The organism is Plantibacter sp. LMC-P-059a (assembly GCF_030209505.1).
GTDB lineage: Bacteria > Actinomycetota > Actinomycetes > Actinomycetales > Microbacteriaceae > Plantibacter.
Map to the genome: position 1 here is coordinate 300636 of NZ_JARVRZ010000006.1, position 18765 is coordinate 319400.

The following is an 18765-nucleotide window of genomic DNA, read 5'->3' on the forward strand; positions in this document are numbered from 1 at the left end:
AGTGTTGCATGGGCCGGTGTCATGGGCGGGGAAGTGGGTGGGCCGGGGGTGCCCTTCGACAGGCTCAGGGACCGGAGATGGTTGGGCTTCGGGAGCGGGCGCGACTGTAGCGAGCGGGCACCCTTCGACAAGCTCAGGGACCGGAGGTGGTTGGGCTTCGGGATTGGGCAGGGTCACAGAGCGGGGCCCTTCGACAGGCTCAGGGGACCGGCGGGCCGGAAGGCTCAGGGAGGAGCCGCCGTCAGGGAGCGAGGGTCGCGAAGCGGTCCAGCGCCGCACGCAGCACCGCGCTCTCCTCGGCTCCACCATGGCCCTCGGTCTCGACGATCGTCAGCTCGCTCGCCGGCCACAGCTGGTGGAGGCGCCAGGCCGTCACGGCCGGTCCGCTGATGTCGCGGCGGCCGTGGACCAGCGCTCCGGGGATGTCAGCGATCCGGTCCATCCGCGCGAGCACTGCCTGGTCGCCGGTGAGGAAGCCGTCGCGACTCCAGAAGTGGGTGACGAGCGTCGCGAACGCCTCCCGCGTGCGGGCATCGGCGAAGAGCTGGCCGACACGTTCCGGGCTGTCGAGCGACACGTGCGCGCTCTCCCACCGGTCCCAGGCGGCAGCCGCAGCGGCTCGCTCGGCCGCGTCACCCTCGCGCAACCGCCGGGCGTAGGCCTCGACGACGCGCTCGCCATCACGACGCCCGCTGTCGCGTTCGAACCGCGCCCACTCCTCCGGGAACACGCGTCCGACACCCTCGGTGATCCAGTCGACCTCCTCGCGGCTCGTCGTCGTGACCGCGATGAGCCCCAGCGCGATCACGCGGTCAGGGTGCTCCTGCGCATACGCCAGCGCGAGGGTCGTTCCCCAGGAGACCCCGGCGACCACCCAGCGCTCCACCCCCATCGCCTCGCGAACCCGCTCGATGTCGGCGATCAGCCGCTGGGTCGTGTGCTCGTCGAGCCGATCACGCGCATCGAGGATGTTCGGGACGCTCTTACCGCTCCCCCGCTGGTCGATCCCGATCAGCCGGTACCGGGACAGGTCGAAGTGCGAGCGATACCAGCCGGAGCCGAGCGAACCGCCAGGACCTCCGTGCAGCCACAGGGCCGGAACGCCGTCCGGAACACCGGACTCCTCCCAGAAGATCGACGCACCACCCTCGACCTCGATGAAACCGGTGGCGTGTGGGCCGGGCTGCTCATCAGTCATCCGAGCCACGCTACACAGGCCGGGTGGCGAACGCTGGGACGCCCGTCGACCAGCTCAAGACCGGCATCGCCCTGAGCGCGTCGGTACCCGATTTGTAGACTGGGCGCCCATGGGGGAGACGAACGAGATGACGCCAGGGTCCAAGCAGGTGTGGATCGTCGCCGGAGCACTGATGATCGGGTCGGTCCTCCTCGGCCCGCTGCTCCAGGTGGGGTCGTACCTCGGGCCGACCGGAAGCCTGCTCTCGACTCTGCTGATCGTCGTGTCGATGATCATGTTCGCGATCGGCTCGGAGCGTTCCACGAGCGTGACCGCGAGGCGACCGCTCGGCACCGCGGCACTGATCGGCCTCGCTGTGTGGACCGCGGTCGGCACACCCGCGCTCGACGCCCTGGCCGCCCTGCCCGGCCACGGCTCCATGATCGGGTACGGACACGTCGATCTGATCGTCAGCTTCGTGCTGGCCGCGATCGCCACCACGCAGATCGCCCGCGCCGGCATCGTGCCCCGCCCGTGGCACCTCGCACCCCTCTGCGTGCTCGTCGCCGCGGCTGCGGTGCGGGTCGTGCAGCTGGTCGTCGTCGTGGCGGCAGGACCCGACGCGTCGCGGTTCGCGCCGTTCCTCTCGATCCTCGACGGACTCGGCGGAGTGGTCGCCCCGGTCTTCCTCGGGATCATCGCGATCATGCTCGCGAGCCGAGACGCGGGCGTCGCAGCGGCCCGCAGGGAGCAGGAGTCGTAGGCTGTCGGGAATCGACCTCGGGGGACGTCATGCATCGACGCATTGCCGCTGGAATCGCCGCGCTGACCTTGGCTTGCGGGCTCAGCGCGTGCGCCGCCTCGGGTCAGACGTATGCGGACCTGGAACGTGACCAGACCGATCAGGACCGACTCCCGGTGAGCACGCCCGGCGGCGGAAGCGACGATCCACTCGCGATCGATGCCGACTCGACGCGGCTCGTCGCGGTGCAGGGCGACACGGAGATCTTCCTGGCGTCGGCAACCGAGCAGGGGCAGCCACGCATCTGCATCATCGTGTTCGCCGCGACCGAGCCGTTCCGCGCCTGCGGCGACGGCGACCAAGTGACCATGAGTGACAGCGTCAACCGGTACACGGTGCTCTCCGACGCCGTCGTCGACACGCAGCTCGACCCCGACGAGGGGTGGACCAAGATCAGCGAGAACGTCTTCACCCGACCGGTCGAACCGACGACGAGCGACACGCAGTAGCGGGTCGGCGAGCGGCAATCGCGGGGTGCCCTTCGACATGCTCAGGGACAGAGGGGGCGGGTCGGGCGGATGCAGCCGGGCCCAGAGGTGGGCCCTTCGACAAGCTCAGGAACCGAGGAAATCTGTCGACGCTAGGAGACGAGACGCTCGCGGAGGCGGTCGCCGGCGGGAGTTGGACTGATCGTCGCCCAGACCTCGTCGAGGGAGAGACCGAGCACCTCGGCGATCGCGGCGATCGTCGAGAACGCCGGCGTCGCGACGCGACCGGACTCGATCTTCCGCAGCGTCTCCGGCGAGAGCCCGGCGTCGAGGGCGATGTCGAGCATCGACCGCTCGCCACGGGCCTCACGCAGGAGCGCGCCGAGGCGCTGACCACGTTCGACGTCAGTGGGGGTGAGCGGGAGGCGGACCATGCGCCCAGTGTAGTACGGGATAGTTTGACCGGTATAGTTATTGGTCGGGTGCCGAGAGTGGCACGAACACCGCCGCACCGCACGCGCGGCACACCGATGGAAGGGCCCCGCATGATCGAGATCTTCACCCCCACCGAGGTCGCGAAGGCCCGTCGCACCGGCGAGCTCGTCGCGAACATCCTCCACACGCTGAAGCACCGCGTCACGATCGGCACGAACCTCCTCGAGATCGACCGCTGGGCGAAGGCGATGATCCTCGAGGCCGGCGCCGTCTCCTGCTACGTCGACTACGCCCCCTCCTTCGGACGCGGACCGTTCGGCCACTACATCTGCACCGCCGTCAACGACGCCGTCCTCCACGGCCTCCCCCGCGACTACGCGCTCGCCGACGGCGACCTCCTCACCCTCGACCTCGCCGTCCTCCTCGACGGCATCGCCGCGGACTCCGCGATCAGCTTCGTCGTCGGCACCGCGAAGCCGGAGGACCTCGCGCTCATCGAGACCACCGAGCGCGCCCTCGCCGCCGGCATCGCCGCTGCCAAGCCGGGTGCGAAGATCGGCGACATCTCCTTCGCGATCGGCACCGTGCTGAGCGGCGCCGGGTACCCGATCAACATGGACTTCGGCGGACACGGCATCGGCACGACCATGCACCAGGACCCGCACGTCTCGAACGACGGTCGCGCCGGCCGCGGCTACAAGCTGCGCCCCGGTCTGCTCCTCGCGATCGAGCCGTGGGTGATGGTCGACACTGACAAGCTCGTCACCGACGCCGACGGCTGGACCCTCCGCAGCGCCACCGGCAGTCGCACCGCCCACAGCGAGCACACCATCGCGATCACCGAGGACGGCGCCGAGATCATGACGCTGCCGACCGTCACGTTCTGAGCACCTGAAGGCCTGTCGAGCACACTCGACCGGCCCGGTACACCGTGTTTAGGCTGGTGACATGACCGACGATCGCCGCACGGTCCTCCGGGGCCGGTACCTGAGCCTCGGATTCGGGGAGCTGTTCGCCGCCGTCGTGTTCATCGGCGTCGCATTCATCTCGGTGCTGCCGCTGCTCGAACGCCCGAGCGACGGGCTCGCGTTCTGGTCGGCGCTCGTGCCGCTGCTGGCGATCCTCGCGCAGGCCGGTGTCTACTGGCTGCTCGCCCGGCGGTGGGTCAAGCAGAGGACGATGCCTCGCGGGCTGGCCTCCGTCTACCGCGGGTTCCGCGTGCTCGACGCCGCCCTCCTGCTCGCCGGACTCGTCGGCATCATCGTCTGGTTCCCCGCCCACCCCTTCGCGGCGATCGGCATCCCGTTCGTCTGGCTGCTGGGCGTCATCGAGTACGTGAACTACTTCGTGGTCCGCCTCGCCTACCCGCCGTCCGTGTGGTTCCAGCGGATCGGCGAGTGGCGCACGCCCCGACTCATGCAGGATGTGCAGGCCGCGTTCGGGAGCTGAGGGTCACCGAGCCTGGGGAAGCCCGTCGACCCACTGCGCGAACGTCTGCGCGCCGCGCTGGGCATTGGGTCCGGCGAGCGTCGTGCCGTCGCGCATCGCCTTGCCGAAGCCGCCGGGGAGCGGGATCTCGACGACCGGGCCGCGAATGCCCTCGGCCGCCGTGTACGCCTTGACCATCGCGGACATGCGGAGCTCTTCCGGGCCGGCGAGGTCGGCCGGACGGCCCTGCGGCTCCCCCTCGGCCAGCTCCACTAGGCGCTCGGCGACCTCGCGCGCGGCGACCGGCTGCGAGGTCATCGTCGGCACCATGGTGATCGGGCCGAACCGGAACCGCTCGACCATCTGCTGCGCGAACTCGTGGAACTGGGTCGCCCGGAGGATCGTCCACGGGATCCGCCCCGTGCTCACCAGCTCCTCCTGCTCGGCCTTGCCGGCGTAGTAGCCGAACGGAGCGCGGTCGCTCCCGACGATCGACAGGGCCACGTGATGTGGCACACCGGCCGCACCTTCGGCGTCGAGCAGGGTGCGGGTGACCCCACCGAAGAACTCGCGGGACTTCGCCGCCGACTGGGTGGCCGTCGACGTCACGTCGATGACGACGTCAGCCGCTTCCAGCTGCTGGGCGAGCCCCGCCCCGGACACGAGATCGACGCCCGTCGCACGAGACAGGCTGACCACCCGGTGTCCGCGTTCCTCGGCCACGGCGACGACGTGCCGCCCGACCATCCCGTTGCCCCCGGCGACGACGATCTTCATCCGACTCTCCCCTGTGCTCGACGGATGTCACTCTATCGGCGGGAGGAAACAGCCGTTCTCGACCGTGATCCGCAGCACGTCCGTATCGGGTCGAAGCTCCCGCTCGAAGATGATGACGTCGTCGCGAAGCTGCGCCGGCAGCCCCAGCTCGCCATAGGAGTGCACGATCAGCTCCGACCGGAATTCGTCGGAATCAGCGGTGAGTTCGAGCGGCTGCGCGTACACGTTGATGAGGTCGACGAGCACGGCTCGACTCGTTCCGACCGGCAGCTCGAGCTCAACGGCCATGCGCGCCAGCTTCGTGGCCCGACCGGACGGCGCCAGGCTGGTGCAGGGTGCCTCCGACGCCTGCGGTGAGAACACGGACGGCTGCCCGCGCGTCGCTGTATTGACCATCTGCCCGAGGATGTCTGCAGCCTTGGCGAACGCCTCGTCTCGGGTGGGAAGTTCGTCGTCGCTCTGAGGATCGCGCGGATCGACCTGCTCTCCCGGTGAAGTGAGCCTCGGCGGCGCGCTCGTCGGCAGCTGCCGGACCGTTCCCACCCATCCGGCACAGGAGACGAAGAGGAACACCATCACTCCGAGCTGCACCACCACGGCAGCGACGATCGCGATGACCGGACGGCGCCCGAGCCGGGCCCGTCCGCCCGCTCTCGGCGGTCCGCCCGGGCCGTCGTTCGTCGTCTCGTCGGGGGTCATGTCCACGCGTTGCTCCTGTCGCCGGCTCCGCACCTCGACGAAGCCCGTCGTGATGCTGCAGGCGACGGTACTGACGGTGGACTATCCGGGTTGCCGACACCCGTCGGTCACCCGATCGCACCGAACCTCAGGCGGCCTGTGGAGCGGGCTCGAGGCCGACGGGCCAGGGCACCGCCGGCGCTATCCCGCGATCAGCCCGGCCGCCACGTTCGCGACGGCGTGGACGACAGCGCCCGGGATGAAGCTGCCGGTCTTGTGGCGGAGCCACCCCAGCAACCAGCCGGCGACGAACTGCACGGGGATGACCGGCCAGGTGCGGAGGTCGACCGCCAGCAGCAGGAGGTGCGGCAGGATGAACAGCACCGCCTGGAGCAGGTTGCCCCACCAGAACCCGAGCCGTCTCATGAAGACACCGCCCAGCAGGCCGCGGAACAGCACCTCCTCGCCCACCGCGCGGAGGACCACGCCCACACCCACCGCGACCGAGGTGAGCCGGGCGACGGACACCCCTGGCGTGTCGAGCACTTCCGCCGGGATCGCCACGATCGCCAGCCAGCCCGCGACCAGCAGTGGCACCAGCAGGACCGCAGCCCACGCGTACCCGGAGGGCGCGCCCCACACGGCACCGAGCCGCTGTCGCGCCGCGGCGAAGGAGCCTCCCGCTCTGCGCGACTGCACGATCAGGTAGATGACGGCCGGGATGCAGAAGACCACGAACTCGACCATGGTCCGACCCTAACGAACGACTGCCTGGAACACAGGCGATCGCCCGAAACCTCTAGAAGTGCGTCCGCAGGAAGGGCGCCCGCTCGGTCGCGAACGCGAGATCCAGCGCGCGCACGGCGTCCGCCGAGCCGGTGATGAGCCCCGCTTCGGCGAGCGCCGACACCCGCGGGCCACCGAGGAGGATGGCCGAGAGCTCGTTGATCGTGAGGCGCACGGCGTCGGTGTCGGTGTCCGATTCCGGGACGTCGCCGAGGCGCTCGGCGACCGCAGCCCCGCGCTCGTCGATGCGGAGCATGAAGCGGCCCTCCGCGAAGCCGAGCGCGTCGACGACGTCGAGCACGTGCTCGCGCGGCGCCGACGGTCCGGGCACGGTGAAGCGACGAGCACCGAGGACGGTCGGCACGTCGACGATGCGGAGCCACAGGGAGTCGGCTCGCGCCGTGGTCTTGACGGCCCGACGGTCGACCAGTCGCCACGGGATGGCCTCGTCGGCCGGCGCCTGCTGGAAGGTGACCTTCGTCGTGAGGCTGATCCCGGTGAGGTGCCGCCACAGCGCGTAGCGGGCCTCGGGTGTGGTGGCGATGAGGTCGTCGACGACGATCGTCCCCCACTCCTCGCCCACGCGGTACAGCGCGTAGCCCTGCGGCTCGCCGTCGGCATCGTCGTAGCGGAGCGCGAGCGTGTCGCCCTCACCGTGGCTGAAGTGCCGGATCGTCACCTCGCGCAGGGCCTGCTTCCACCAGGCGACCCCGCGGTCGATGTCGCCCGCGCCACGCGAGCGCTCGAACAGCTCGGGGGCGACGATCGCGAGCGAGCGCGGATCGAGCGTGTGGACCCGGCCGGCGGGCGGTGCACCCCGCCAGGCGACGCGCTTCGGGTCGACCTCGTGCGTGTACTCCCACGTCGCGGGCGCGAACCCGTAGCGGCCGTAGATGGTGGCCTCGCTCGCCGTGAGCGCGACGATCGCGGCACCCGTCGCCTGCGCATGGTGGAGGCGGTTCTCCATGAGCGACCGGGCGATCCCGCGACGCTCGTGGGAGGTGGAGACGGTGACCTCGGTGATCGCCAGCGCACGGACGGTACCGCCCGGGATGGAGAACGCGGTCGGGAAGGACCCGAGGGTGGCGACTGGGACGAGCGGTTCGGCCGCCGTGTCGTCGTAGACGCCGAGGATGGAGCTGCCGACGAGGAGCTGGCGACGCTCAGCGCGCACCGCGACGTCGGTCTCCGGCTTCGAGAGGAAGCCACGCGAGGCCGCGCCCCACCAGAGGTCCAGGGCAGCGTGGTCCGTGTGGTCGAGCTCGACGGTGCGCAGGTTCATGCGACCAGCCTATGGGGAGGCGTGCGCCCTTCGACAAGCTCAGGGACCGGGGTGGTGGGGCCCAGGGATCGGCATGAGGAATCGGGTGGGGCCCTTCGACAAGCTCAGGGACCGGAGGTGCGAGAGGGGTGCGCCCTTCGACAAGCTCAGGGACCGGGGTGGTGGGGTCTAGGGATCGGTACGAGAAGGCGGTGGGGCCCTTCGACAAGCTCAGGGACGGGGGCGGTGGGGCTCAGGGACCGGAGGTGCGGGTGGGGCCCTTCGACAAGCTCAGGGACCGGGGTGGTGGGGCTCAGGGACCGGACGCGCCGGCCGACTCAGGCGACGTAGACCTTGCGCAGGGTCTCGCGGACCGTCCAGGTGGTGCGGGCGCCGGCGGCGAGGCGGCCGATGGAACCGGCGCGCAGCTCGAGCGACGGTGTGCCGTCCGCGAAGTCGACGGTCGCCTCACCGGAGAGCACCACGAACACCTCGTCGACCTCCGTGTCCTGCACGACGCCGACGCCGAGCTCCCAGACGCCCACCTCGGCGCCGTCGACGGCCGCGAGCGACGCGATCCCGCTCTGCGGCGAACCCGAGACGACGTCCTCCGGCGCGAGCGGGTTGTCGGCGAGCACCAGGTCGGCACCCTGGAGCACGGCGTTCGGGGCGAGGAGTTCGTCGGTCATGAGGAGCCTTTCAGAGCGGGACGGAGACAGGTGTATCGGGAACAGCCCGACTCCCTACCCGACGCCCCAGCCGTAGGCGAGCTTGTGGGCTTCGAGCACGAAGAACGTCTCGGTGGAGCGGACGCCCGGCGTCGGCTGCAGGGTGTCGAGGAGGAAGGTCTTGTAGTGGTCCATGTCGCGGCATACCGCCTCGACCATCACGTCGAAACCACCGCTCGTGAGCACCACGTAACTCGTCTCCACATGCTTCGACAGCTCCTGGCAGACGCCGCGGGCCGTCCCCGGCTCGCAGCGGATGCCGATGAGCGCGAGGTGGTCGAAGCCGATCGACAGCGGGTTCGCGATGCCGACGATCTGCAGGATGCCCGTGTCCTCGAGCCGCTGGATCCGGTAGCGGACGGACGATGCCGGCAGCCCGGTCTCGGTGGCGATCTCGGAGAACGCCTTCCGTCCGTCCTGCTGCAGGATCGCGATCAGCCGACGATCGATGTCGTCAAGGTCGTTCATGGGGCTCCTCCGGCAGCTGGCGGACGGTCATCGGTCAAGCGTAGCGAGGGGAACCTGACGGCCCGGGTGCGGTGTCCACCCCACCCGAGCCGCGAACCCCGGTCGACCGACCGACCCGAACGCGGGCGGTCGACCGGGGTGACGCCGATCGACGCGGCCGAGGGAGGCCGCGTCGACCGGCGGGCCCGATCAGCGGATGTGGATCGCGCCGGTGCGGAGGTCGGTCATGTCGTGCAGCGTGTACATGCCGCCGATGCGACCCCAACCGGTGCCCTTGCCGCCCGCGCCACCGAACGGCATGTTGATGTCCCACCAGCCGTTGGAGTCGTTGACGATCACCTGGCCGGTCTCGAGCTCCTCCATGAACCGGTACGCCTTCGAGAGGCTGTCGGTGAACACCGCGGACTGCAGGCCGAGCGCGTCGGCGTTGGCGATGCGCAGGATGTCGTCGTCGTCCTTCGCCGTGAGGATCGGGAGGACCGGGCCGAACGACTCCTCGCGCGAGAGCAGGCTGTCCTCGGAGACGCCGTCGACGATGGTGAAGTCGTAGTAGAGGTCCGTCGGGTGGCCGGCCGCACGACCGCCGCCGAGCAGGATGTCGAAGCCGAGCGAACGCGCCTCGTCGAGGTGGCGGTCCATCTTCGCGGCGACGCCCTCGTTGTTGAGCGGGCCGAGGTTGATCCCCTCGTCGAACGGGTTGCCGAGTCGCACGTTCGCGGTGGCGTAGGCGAGGGCTGCCTCGACGAAGACGTCGTGGACGTTCTGGTGCACGATGAGCCGCTCGGTCGCGCAGCAGACCTGCCCGCCGCTGTAGAAGGCGGAGTCGACGGCGGCCTTCGCGGCGCGCTCGATGTTCGCGTCCTCGAGAACGACGATCGGGCCGTTGCCCGAACACTCCATGAGCGAACGCTTGAGACCGGCGGTGCGGACGATCTTCGCGCCGGTCGCGGACGAGCCGATGAAGCCGATCGCGTCGATGCCGTCGTGGGAGACGAGCTCGGAGCCGAAGGCGCCGTCACCGGGGAGGACGCTCACAAGCCCGGCCGGCACGCCGGCCTCCACGAGGCAGTCCATCGCGGCGAGGACGGCGAGCGGCGTGTTGCTCGGCGGCTTGACGATGCAGGCGTTGCCGGTGGCGAGACCCGGGGCGACGAACTCGCTGAACATGAGGAGCGGGAAGTTCCAGGGCGTGATGATGCCCCAGACGCCGACCGGTGCGCGCCAGGTGAACATGCGCTTGTCGATGTCGCTCGACGGCAGCGTCTCCCCGTAGAGGCGGAGGGCGTCCTCGGCGTGGAGGTGGAAGAGCTGCGCGGCCTCGGCGATGTCGGCGATGGACTCGGCGAGCGGCTTGCCCTGCTCCAGCGTCTGCAGGCGGGCGAGCTCCTCGACGCGGGCGTTGATCGCGTCACCGACCCGGTGGCAGATCTCCGCACGCTTGAACACGCCGAGCTTCCGCCATTCCCGCTGCGCCTCGTGCGCCCGGCGCACCGCCTCGTCCAGTTCGGCCGTGCCGGCGACGGGGATCGACGCGACGACGTCACCGGTGACGGGGCTGATCACCTCCGTGCGCTCCGAGCTGGTTCCGTCGGTGAACTCGCCGGCGATGAAGAGCTGGGTGCGAGTGGGTGTCGGCAACGTGGTCATTCCGGACCTCCTGGTGTCGTGGCTGGTCGACGACGCCGAACAGCGTCGTGCGGATGTCGTCGGGAGAATGTGGGATCAGCCTAGGACCTTGCGATTCCTCGAACAAGCAGTATTGTTTCGTCAAAGTTACGATTACAACAACTGAAACGACCCGATCTTGTCGTAGCGACAATCTTTCGGCACATTGAGTGCATCAGCAGCGAGACAGCGACGTCTCGTCCCCCACGAATCGAGAAGAGCCCATGTCCACCGAACACGTCACCAGCACCGACGAGACCACGCACCTGCCGAAACGGATGCGCTGGTTCGACGGTTTCGCCATGGCGATGACCATGCCCGCCGCCCTCATCGCCACCCTCGGCGCCTCGATCACCGGCCTCGGCGGCTGGGGGGCCGCCGTGCTGTGGGCGATCTCCATGATCCTCGCGATGGGCGTCAACTGGATCTACACCGAGCTCGCGACCATGTTCCCGAACTCCTCCGGCGGCATCGCGCACTACGCGGCCGAAGCCTGGAAGTCGCGCGCACCCTGGGTCGCACCGATCACCGGCGTCGGCTACTGGCTCCCCTGGGGTACGAACCTCGCCACCTACGGCGCGGTGACCGGTGCGCTCATCCAGGCGCAGTGGTTCCCGAACGAGGACTGGGTGATCCAGCTCGGCCCGATCTCCATCACCTTCCCGATCCTCATCGGCCTGGGCGTCATCGGGGTCATGTACCTCATCAACGTCATCGGCGTCCGCGTCACCATGGCGTTCGTCTACATCACGGCCGGCATCCTGCTCATCCCGCTGTTCGTGTTCATCGTCTTCCCGCTGTTCAGCGCCGACTGGGCACCGCTCGACCTCACCTGGAAGCTCGAGGGCATCGAGGGCCTCCACACCGCGATCGTCTGGCTGTACATCATGGCCTGGACCACCTTCGGCATCGAGGTCTGCGCGACCTTCGCCCCGGAGTACCGCGACTCGGTGAAGGACACGACGAAGGCCATCAAGGCGTCCGTCCTCTTCTGCCTCGGTGTCTTCTTCGTCATCCCGCTGACCCTCGGCGGCTACGCGGGTGAAGCGGCGATCGCCGACAACCCGGCCACCTTCTTCGTCGCGAGCTTCGCCTCCCTCGTCGGCGGTGCCGCGGACGTCATGGTGCTCTGCCTCATCGCCTCGCTGCTGCTCATCATGACCACCTCGGTGGCCGACGCCTCCCGCGTGCTGTTCAACATGGGCAAGGAGCGGGTCACCGTCCCCTCGCTCGGCGTGCTCAACCGTCGCGGGGTGCCGATCCGCTCGCTCAACGTGATGCTCGTCATGAACGTCGTCATCCTCGTGGTGCTGCAGAACCCACTGGCGATCATCGTGACCGGCAACCTCGGCTACATCCTCACGCACTTCTTCGCCGTCTCCGGCTTCTTCCTGCTGCGCAAGGACCGCCCCGACGCCGTCCGCCCGATCCGTCTGCCGCGCTTCTTCGTGCCGCTGTCGGTCGTGCTCTCGGTGCTCCTCGCGATCATCCTCATCGTCGGCGCGACCGGCTTCTCCACCACCGGCTACGGCGGCTTCCTCGAGCTCGGCATCGCGCTCGGCCTCCTCGCCCTCGGCGTCGTCATCTGGCTGTTCGTCCAGCGGAGCACCAAGCGTGACGCGGCAGCCGCGGCGAGCGGATCCGGGGGCCCGAAGGCCACGGCCGAACGCACCGACCCCGCACGCACCGAGTAGGCACACAACCAGCCCCGCAGCACCACGCACCGAGTACCGAGCACCACAAGGGACACCACACCATGAGAACCACCTACGAACTGGCCGAAGAGCTCGCCGACACCGCACGCCTGCGGGAACAGCTTGCAGCGGCCGACCCGGAGCCGTACTGGCTCGACGACCCGACCCGGCCGGCCCCGCTCCCCCGGCTGGAAGCGGACGTCGAGACGGACCTGGCGATCGTCGGTGGCGGGTACTCGGGGCTGTGGACGGCCCTCCTCGCCAAGGAGCGCGACCCGGACCGCCGGGTCGTGCTCCTCGAGGGGCGGCGGATCGCGTGGGCGGCGTCCGGTCGCAACGGCGGGTTCTGCGAGCCGAGCCTCACCCACGGGTCCTCGAACGGCAAGAGCCGCCTCCCGCACGAGTTCGACCGCCTGGAGGAGCTGGGGCGCGAGAACCTGCGCGAGATCGGCGAGACCATCGCGCGGTACGGCATGGACTGCGACTGGGAGGAGACGGGGCTGCTGCAGGCGGCGACCGCGCCGCACCACGTCGAGTGGCTGCGGGAGAGCGCCGAGGAACACGGGGCCCGGTTCCTCGACCGCGAGGCGATGCAGGCGGAGGTCCACTCGCCGATCTTCCAGGCCGGCCTGTTCGAGCCGACCGGCGCCGCGCTCGTCAACCCGGCGAAGCTCGCCTGGGAGCTGCGGCGCGCCTGCCTCGAGCTCGGGGTGGAGATCCACGAGTACACACACGTCCGCTCCATCCGCTCCGATGCGACGTCCGTCACCCTCACGACCACGCACGGCTCGGTCGTCGCGAAGCGCGTCGCCCTCGGCACCAACGTCTTCAAGGCGCTCATCCCGAAGGCGCGGAAGTACACGGTGCCGGTGTACGACTACGCACTCATGACGAACCCGCTCTCCGCCGAGCAGCTGGAAGCCCTGGGATGGAAGGGGCGGCAGGGCATCTCCGACCTCGACAACCGCTTCCACTACTCGCGGCTCACGACCGACGCGAACGGGTCGACCCGGATCCTCTACGGCGGCTACGACGCGGTCTACAACTACGGCGGCCGCGTCGAGCCGCGGTTCGACCAGCGCGAGGAGTCCTTCCTCAAGCTCGCCGCGCACTTCGCCCACACCTACCCGCAGCTCGCCGACCTCGGGTTCTCCCACAAGTGGGGCGGCGCGATCGACACCTGCGGACGGTTCTTCTCCTTCTTCGAGACCGCGCACGGCGGCAAGGTGGCACACGCCGCGGGCTTCACGGGCCTCGGCGTCGGCGCGACCCGGTACGGCGCCAACGTGATGCTCGACCTCCTCAGCGGCACCCCCACCGAGCGCACGACCATGGACTTCGTCACGAAGAAGCCGACGCCGTTCCCGCCCGACCCGCTCGCGTTCATCGGCGCTCGCATCTCCCTCTCGGAGATGGCCCGCGCCGACCGGAACCGCGGCAAGCGTGGCCTGTGGCTGCGCACGATGGACGCTGTGGGTCTGGGCTTCGACTCCTGAAGCGGCTTCCACTCCTGACAGGCGGGGCGGGGTTCGATACGGTGCAGGTGGTGCTCCGCATTCGCGTCCGACCCGCCCCGACGGCGTCGACCCGAGCCGGGCACCGCGCCAGCACCAGCAGCACCTCAGACAAAGGAGCACACCAGTGAGCGACTACGCCGTCGTCAACCCCGCGACCGGAGAGACCCTCCGCGACTACCCGACGATCACGGACGAGGAGCTGCAGCAGGCGATCACCGCCGCGTCCGCCGCTCACGAGGAGTGGTCGCGCAAGGCTCCCGTCGCCGACCGTGCAGCACTCATCGCCCGCGTCGCCACCCTCCACACCGAACGCCGCGAACAGCTCGCCGAGATCGCCGTCCGCGAGATGGGCAAGACCTACGAGCAGGCGCTCGGCGAGGTCGACTTCGCCGCCGCGATCTACCAGTACTACGCCGACAACGGTGAAGCCTTCTCCGCCGACGAGCCCATCGAACTCTCCGACGGCACCGGTTCCGCGTTCATCCGCCGCGCCCCGCTCGGCGTGCTGCTGGGCATCATGCCGTGGAACTTCCCCTACTACCAGGTGGCCCGGTTCGTCGGCCCGAACGTCGTCAACGGCAACACGATCCTCCTCAAGCACGCCCCGCAGTGCCCCGAGTCGGCGCTCGCGATCGCACAGATCTTCGACGACGCCGAAGACGAGCTCGGCGCCCACGACGCCGTGTACGTGAACATCTTCGCCACGAACGAGCAGATCGCGACGGTCATCGCCGACCCGCGCGTGCAGGGTGTCTCCGTCACCGGTTCCGAGCGTGCCGGGTCCGCGGTCGCCGAGCTGGCAGGCAAGCACCTCAAGAAGGTCGTGCTGGAACTCGGCGGGTCCGACCCGTTCATCCTGCTGTCGACCGACGACCTCGACGCCGCCGTCCAGGACGCCGTGAACGCGCGCATCGACAACAACGGACAGTCCTGCAACGCCGCCAAGCGGTTCATCGTCATCGACGAACTGTTCGACGAGTTCGCTGCGAAGTTCACCGCCGTGTTTACCGGCAACGCACCGGCCGACCCGATGGCGGAGAGCACCCAGCTCGGCCCGCTGTCGTCGAGCGCCGCGACCGAGCGCCTCAGTGAGCAGCTCGGCCGCGCGAAGTCGCAGGGCGCGACGATCCTGGCCTCGGGCGAACCGGACGGGAACTTCTTCCCGCCCGCGGTCCTCACCGATGTGACGCCCGAGATGGACGCGTTCCACGAGGAGTTCTTCGGCCCCGTCGCCGCGCTCTACCGCGTCGCATCCGAGGAGGAGGCCGTGCGCCTCGCGAACGACACCCCGTTCGGCCTCGGCTCCTACGTGTACACGACCGACCAGGAGCAGGCGCTGCGGGTCGCGGACGGTATCGACGCCGGCATGGTGTGGATCAACCTCGTCCTCGGCGACGCCGCAGAACTGCCCTTCGGCGGCGTGAAGCGCTCCGGCACCGGCCGCGAGATGGGCAAGCCCGCCATGGACGAGTTCGTCAACAAGAAGCTCATCCGCATCGCGTAATCGGTCACCGAGCACCCCGGTCACTGAGACCCCCAACCCGGTCACTGAGCTTGTCGAAGTGCGGCCCATCCTCGGCACTGCCCTTCGACAAGCTCAGGGACCGAGGCGGTAGCGCCCCAGGGGCCCGCAGCCGGTCCCGACACCCGACCACCTCCGTCACTGAGCCGGTCAAAGGGCGACCCCGTCTTCGGCGCTGCCCTTCGACAAGCTCAGGGACCGAGTGGGTCGCGCCCCAGGGTCCCGCGACCAGTCTCGACACGTGACCACCTCCGGTCACTGAGCCGGTCGAAGGGCAACCCCGTCCTCGGTACTGCCCTTCGACAAGCTCACGGACCGAGGGGTAGCGCCCCAGAGACCGGTGGCCGGTCCCGACACCCGACCACCTCCGGTCCCTGAGCCTGTCGAAGGGCTGCGTCAGCGCTCGGCGAGCTGCAGGGCACTCCAGAGCTCGGTGCGGTCGGCGAAGCGCGAGAGGTCGAGGTCGAGCAGCCGCTCGAGCGTCGCGATGCGCGCACGCAGCGTCTGCCGGTGGACACCGAGTCGGCCGGCGGCCTGGTCGGTGACGCAGTTCGCCTCCAACCACACGCGTGCCGTCTCGAGGTGCGTCGCGCGCGCATCCTCGCCGAGCCGTCCGAGCGGTTCGAGCAACCGGTTCGCGAGCACCGAACCGCCCGAGGCACTCAGCAGTCCGAGCAACCCCTGCTCCGCGAGCGCCTCGTACCGCACGAGTCGCGGCGTCTCCCCGGCCGAAGCGCGAGCGCGCGTCGCCTCGGCGAGTCCGTCGCTCACCGCCGCCCACGTGGTCACCGCCGAGACCCCGCCAGTCAGCCCGTGCCGTCCGACGACCCCGCTCCACAGGCCGGTGTCCGCGTCACTCGACACGATGACGATGCGTGCGTCCTGTTCGGCGAAGAACAGCTTGCCCCCGTGGGCGGCGGCCTGGACGTCGAGTTCGGAGAGGAACCCGAGCTCCCCCGGCGGGATGTCGACGACGGCGACGCGGATCGGGTCGGGTGGGAGCGGCCCCCAGAGCCGCGCGGCCGTGCGCTCGGCGACGGCATGGTCGCCGGAGAGCAGGAGTTCGAGCAGCCCGGAGCGCAGCTGACGGCGGGCGAGGTCGAGAGCGCTGTGCTGTTCCAGCGCGATGCTCGCCAGGCCGATGACGCTCGACACGAGGTCGTGCTCGGCGTTGTCGAGCGGCACGCGGGACCCGACGGCGAGGATGCCCCGCAGCTCGCCCCGCCGACCGAGCGTCAGCAGGGTCGCGCCGTCCGCGCCCTCGCCGAGATGCAGGCCAGCGCGCGATCCGCGCCGGAGCACGTCCGCCACCGCGGCCTCGACGCCCTCGGGCACCAGCTCCCGCGTCTTCGTCACCACCCGGTTGCCGAGCGCGTCGTAGAGGGCGACCCAGCAGTCGAGCTGCTGCCCGAGTTCCTCCAGGATCGCGGTGAGCCCGTCGGGCCGGAGCGCCGCCCTCGCGACCGCACGCTGGGCGGCGAGCGACCACTCCAGCGACGCCACCCGAGCGGCCGCGACCGCATCGGCGACGAAGCGGATGATCCCGATGAACGGCGTCCGCTCGCCCACCTCCAGCAGCGTGAACCGGTGCCGGATGCAGGCGTCGATGAGGCGCTGCGGGATGTCGGCGTGGATGATCCCCGTCGCGAAGCCGAGCGCGACGATTCCTCTGGCGACCAGGCGACGGACATACTCGTCGGTCCGGCGGTCGGCCAGCTCCTCGCTCATCGAGCCGGCGAACTGGGCGCCGTCGGTGAGCAGGAGTTGCTCGGCCTCGAGCCACGGGGTCGGGTCGCCGAGGTCGGAGTTGTGGACCCAGGCGATCTCGCGATCGAGGTCGGCGGCGTCGCCCTCGACGAGCAGCGTGAGCTTGAACACCGGCTGGGCCATGAGGGTGCGCAGCGTGACGCCGGTGTGGACGCGACCGACCTCGCCGCCGATCACGGGTTGCGTGGACATGAGCCGAACCTATCACTGGATCCGACATGTACACGGGCGTCGCCGGTTGCCAGGCTGCAGGGGTGATCATCGACTTCCTCGCAGGCCTCGACAACGCCACCGTGCGCGACGCCGACACCCAGCGCGTCCTCCACTCCTGGTCCGCCCAGAGCACGCTCAACCCGCTCCCCATCGCGGGCGGGCTCGGCAGCACCGTCTGGGACCACGACGGCCGACGGTACCTCGACTTCTCCAGCCAGCTCGTCAACGTGAACCTCGGCTACCAGCACCCGAAGGTGGTCGCGGCCATCCAGGAGCAGGCCGCCCAGCTCACGACGATCGCCCCCGCGGCCGCCAACGCGACCCGTGCCGAGGCCGCTCGGCTCATCCTCGATCGGGCACCCGACGGCTTCGAGAAGGTCTTCTTCACCAACGGCGGTGCCGATGCCAACGAGAACGCGATCCGCATGGCCCGCATCGCCACCGGTCGCGACAAGGTCATCTCGACCTACCGCTCGTACCACGGCAACACGGGCGCGGCCATCGTCGCGACGGGCGACTGGCGCCGCATCCCGAACGAGTACGCACGCGGTCACGTGCACGTGTTCGGCCCATACCTCTACCGCACCGAGTTCTGGGCGACGACGCCGGAGGAGGAGTCGGAGCGCGCGCTGCGTCACCTCGAGCGCACGGTGCAGGCCGAGGGCCCCGGCTCGATCGCCGCGATCCTCCTCGAGACGATCCCCGGCACGGCCGGCATCCTGACCCCGCCGCCCGGCTACCTCGCGGGCGTCCGTGCGATCGCCGACCGCTACGGCATCATGCTCATCCTCGACGAGGTCATGGCCGGCTTCGCCCGCACCGGCGAGTGGTTCGCGTTCGACGCCTTCGACGTGCGACCGGACCTCATCACCTTCGCGAAGGGCGTCAACTCCGGCTACGTCCCGCTCGGCGGCGTCATCGTGTCGGCGGAGATCGCGCACCGCTTCGACGACCAGGTGTTCCCCGGTGGCCTCACCTACTCCGGCCACCCGCTTGCGTCAGCGAGTGTCGTCGCGACCCTCACGGCGATGGCCGAGGAGGGCGTCGTCGAGCACGCGAAGACGATCGGCACCGACCACCTCGGGCCGGCCCTGCATGCCCTCGCCGAGCGACACGACGTCATCGGCGAGGTCCGCGGCAGCGGGGTGTTCTGGGCGGTGGAGCTCGTCGAGGACCCTGAGACGCGTGCGCCGCTCGCCGCCGCCGACATGGGCCGATTCAAGTCCTCGCTCATGGACGCGGGCCTCCTGCCGTTCATCAGCGAGAACCGGATCCACGTCGTCCCGCCGGCGGTCGTGACCCCTGACGAGGTCGCCACCGGCGTCGCGATCATCGACAGCGCACTCACGGAGCTGCGCGCATGACCGGCGAACCGGAACCGTTCTGGGACTCGGTGTCGGGACTCCCCGCACCGACCCC

General features: G+C 69.9%; 18 protein-coding genes. 8 read left to right on the top strand and 10 right to left on the bottom strand.

The window, feature by feature from the left end:
* Positions 1–241 precede the first annotated feature (241 nt).
* A complete protein-coding gene (locus QRN27_RS14715) occupies positions 242–1198 on the bottom strand; it encodes an alpha/beta fold hydrolase (protein WP_285042868.1) in 957 nt (318 codons plus the stop codon).
* A gap of 109 nt (positions 1199–1307) precedes the next feature.
* Here QRN27_RS14715 and QRN27_RS14720 point away from each other — a divergent pair, with 109 nt between their 5' ends.
* A complete protein-coding gene (locus QRN27_RS14720; RefSeq protein WP_285042869.1) occupies positions 1308–1940 on the top strand; it encodes a hypothetical protein in 633 nt (210 codons plus the stop codon).
* A 29-nt stretch (positions 1941–1969) separates the two neighbouring features.
* Entirely contained in the window at positions 1970–2428 is a 459-nt protein-coding gene (locus QRN27_RS14725; RefSeq protein ID WP_285042870.1) for a hypothetical protein, read from the top strand.
* 131 nt (positions 2429–2559) lie between these two features.
* Here the strand turns inward: QRN27_RS14725 and QRN27_RS14730 are convergent, their stop codons facing one another.
* A complete protein-coding gene (locus QRN27_RS14730; protein WP_285042871.1) occupies positions 2560–2841 on the bottom strand; it encodes a helix-turn-helix domain-containing protein in 282 nt (93 codons plus the stop codon).
* Positions 2842–2952: 111 nt separating this feature from the next.
* Between QRN27_RS14730 and map the strand changes: the two genes are divergently transcribed.
* The gene (map, locus tag QRN27_RS14735) at positions 2953–3729 is read left to right on the top strand and encodes a type I methionyl aminopeptidase (RefSeq protein WP_285042872.1); all 777 of its coding nucleotides are present in this window, start codon (positions 2953–2955) and stop codon (positions 3727–3729) included.
* A 61-nt stretch (positions 3730–3790) separates the two neighbouring features.
* Positions 3791–4291 carry a hypothetical protein gene (locus tag QRN27_RS14740; protein WP_285042873.1) on the top strand — a complete coding sequence of 167 codons (501 nt, stop codon included), beginning with the start codon at positions 3791–3793 and terminating at the stop codon, positions 4289–4291.
* Between the two features lie 3 nt (positions 4292–4294).
* Here QRN27_RS14740 and QRN27_RS14745 read toward each other — a convergent pair whose 3' ends face one another.
* From QRN27_RS14745 to QRN27_RS14775, 7 genes are all read right to left on the bottom strand, one after another.
* On the bottom strand, positions 4295–5047 hold the full coding sequence (locus tag QRN27_RS14745) for an SDR family oxidoreductase (protein ID WP_285042874.1): 753 nt from the start codon (positions 5045–5047) through the stop codon (positions 4295–4297).
* A 27-nt stretch (positions 5048–5074) separates the two neighbouring features.
* On the bottom strand, positions 5075–5752 hold the full coding sequence (locus QRN27_RS14750) for a hypothetical protein (RefSeq protein WP_285042875.1): 678 nt from the start codon (positions 5750–5752) through the stop codon (positions 5075–5077).
* 174 nt (positions 5753–5926) lie between these two features.
* Entirely contained in the window at positions 5927–6472 is a 546-nt protein-coding gene (locus QRN27_RS14755) for a CPBP family intramembrane glutamic endopeptidase (RefSeq protein ID WP_285042876.1), read from the bottom strand.
* Between the two features lie 52 nt (positions 6473–6524).
* A complete protein-coding gene (locus QRN27_RS14760) occupies positions 6525–7793 on the bottom strand; it encodes a GNAT family N-acetyltransferase (protein WP_285042877.1) in 1269 nt (422 codons plus the stop codon).
* Positions 7794–8110: 317 nt separating this feature from the next.
* Entirely contained in the window at positions 8111–8461 is a 351-nt protein-coding gene (locus QRN27_RS14765) for a cupin domain-containing protein (protein WP_285042878.1), read from the bottom strand.
* A 54-nt stretch (positions 8462–8515) separates the two neighbouring features.
* On the bottom strand, positions 8516–8968 hold the full coding sequence (locus QRN27_RS14770) for an Lrp/AsnC family transcriptional regulator (RefSeq protein WP_285042879.1): 453 nt from the start codon (positions 8966–8968) through the stop codon (positions 8516–8518).
* A 189-nt stretch (positions 8969–9157) separates the two neighbouring features.
* On the bottom strand, positions 9158–10615 hold the full coding sequence (locus QRN27_RS14775; RefSeq protein WP_056013552.1) for an aldehyde dehydrogenase family protein: 1458 nt from the start codon (positions 10613–10615) through the stop codon (positions 9158–9160).
* Between the two features lie 242 nt (positions 10616–10857).
* Between QRN27_RS14775 and QRN27_RS14780 the strand changes: the two genes are divergently transcribed.
* The 3 genes from QRN27_RS14780 to QRN27_RS14790 all read left to right on the top strand — a co-directional run bounded on the left by QRN27_RS14780 (position 10858) and on the right by QRN27_RS14790 (position 15348).
* Positions 10858–12327, top strand: coding sequence for an APC family permease (locus tag QRN27_RS14780; protein ID WP_285042880.1), 1470 nt, complete (start codon positions 10858–10860; stop codon positions 12325–12327).
* A gap of 62 nt (positions 12328–12389) precedes the next feature.
* Positions 12390–13823: an NAD(P)/FAD-dependent oxidoreductase gene (locus QRN27_RS14785; protein ID WP_285042881.1), complete on the top strand. Its 1434-nt coding sequence runs from the start codon at positions 12390–12392 to the stop codon at positions 13821–13823.
* Between the two features lie 145 nt (positions 13824–13968).
* Positions 13969–15348: an NAD-dependent succinate-semialdehyde dehydrogenase gene (locus QRN27_RS14790; RefSeq protein ID WP_285042882.1), complete on the top strand. Its 1380-nt coding sequence runs from the start codon at positions 13969–13971 to the stop codon at positions 15346–15348.
* 414 nt (positions 15349–15762) lie between these two features.
* Here the strand turns inward: QRN27_RS14790 and QRN27_RS14795 are convergent, their stop codons facing one another.
* Positions 15763–17325, bottom strand: coding sequence for a PucR family transcriptional regulator (locus QRN27_RS14795; RefSeq protein ID WP_285042883.1), 1563 nt, complete (start codon positions 17323–17325; stop codon positions 15763–15765).
* A 26-nt stretch (positions 17326–17351) separates the two neighbouring features.
* Between QRN27_RS14795 and QRN27_RS14800 the strand changes: the two genes are divergently transcribed.
* Positions 17352–18710, top strand: coding sequence for an aspartate aminotransferase family protein (locus QRN27_RS14800; protein WP_285042884.1), 1359 nt, complete (start codon positions 17352–17354; stop codon positions 18708–18710).
* Positions 18711–18765: the final 55 nt, after the last annotated feature.